1 protein-coding gene is annotated in these 1,249 nt (G+C 72.8%); it reads left to right on the top strand.

Annotated elements, in window-relative coordinates; genetic code table 11:
• Positions 1–1,138, top strand: a 1,138-nt coding sequence (locus H5J29_RS33295) for an acyl-CoA dehydrogenase family protein (RefSeq protein ID WP_220188234.1), incomplete at its 5' end; no start/stop codon positions are given.
• Between the last annotated feature and the right edge of the window lie 111 nt (positions 1,139–1,249).

Genomic DNA, 1,249 nt, shown 5'->3' with positions numbered 1-1,249 from the left:
CGTGCGCTTCTCCGCGGAGCAGCGCGGCTTCGTCGACGCCGTCCGCTCCTTCTGCGCCAAGGAGTGTGGGACTCCCGAGCAGCGTGCCGCCCTGACCGAGGGCGGCACGCTGGCGGACAGCCCCGCCCTCCTGCGCCGCTTCGCCGCGCTCGGCTGGCTGGGGATCTCCCTGCCCGCCGAGCACGGCGGGCAGGGCGGCGCGTTCGTCGACGAGTGCCTGTTCCTGGAGGAGACGGCGCGCGGCCTGGCGCCCACCACCGCCTACGGCACCGGGCTCACGGCCGCGCAGACCTACCTGCACTGGGGCACGGCGGAGCAGAAGCGGACGATCGTCGAGTCCATCTGCGCCGGGAACTTCGAGTCGATCGCGCTCAGCGAGCCGGGAGCCGGGTCCGACCTGGCCTCGGCCCGCATGCCCGCGGTGCTCGACGGGGACCACTTCGTGCTCGACGGCCAGAAGACCTGGACCACGGCCGCACACCTGGCCCGGCACATCCTGGTCCTGGTCCGCACGGACTCGTCGGGCCGCAAGCACGACGGGCTGACCCTGCTGATGGTCCCGTCCGACGTACCCGGCCTGGACGTCCGGCCCATCGACACGATGTACGGGCACACGGTCAACGACCTGTACTTCACCGACGTCCGGGTGCCCGCCTCGGCCGTCGTCGGCACCGTCGGCGGGGCGTGGCGGCAGCTCAACCGCGGCCTCGGGGTGGAGCGGCTGATCATCGCCGCCTCCAGCCTCGGCGCGGCGGAGCGGTCCTTCGACGACCTGCTCGGCTACGTGACCCAGCGGGAGCAGTTCGGCCGCACCATCGGCAGCTTCCAGGCCGTCCGGCACCGGATCGCCGACCTCGCCACCGAGATCGCGCTCTGCCGGGCGTTCCTCTACGACGTCGCCGACCGGCTCGACGCCGGGGAGGAGAGCGACCTGGGCCGGGACAGCTCGACCGCCAAGATCCGCTGCACCGAGGCGGCCAAGGCCACCGCGCTGGAGGCGGTGCAGCTCATGGGCGGCTACGGCTACGCCCGCGAGTACGGGATGGAGGCGCAGGTCCGCAAGGCCCTCGCCCCGCCCATCTACGGCGGCACCAACGAGATCCAGCGCGAGATCATCAGCCGCAGCCTCGGGCTCTAGGGAAGGACCAGCATGACCATGTCGAAGAAGAGCCCGTTCGCCCCGGACCTGCTGGCCGGCAAGCGCATCCTCATCACCGGCGGCGGCACCGGCCTCGGCCGCGGTGTCGCC

Origin of the sequence: Pseudonocardia pini, from assembly GCF_013870575.1 — a bacterium.
Taxonomy (GTDB): Bacteria; Actinomycetota; Actinomycetes; order Mycobacteriales; family Pseudonocardiaceae; genus Pseudonocardia; species Pseudonocardia pini.
The sequence above is the reverse complement of the archived record's forward strand: the minus strand, read 5'-3'. Positions and strand labels throughout refer to the sequence as shown.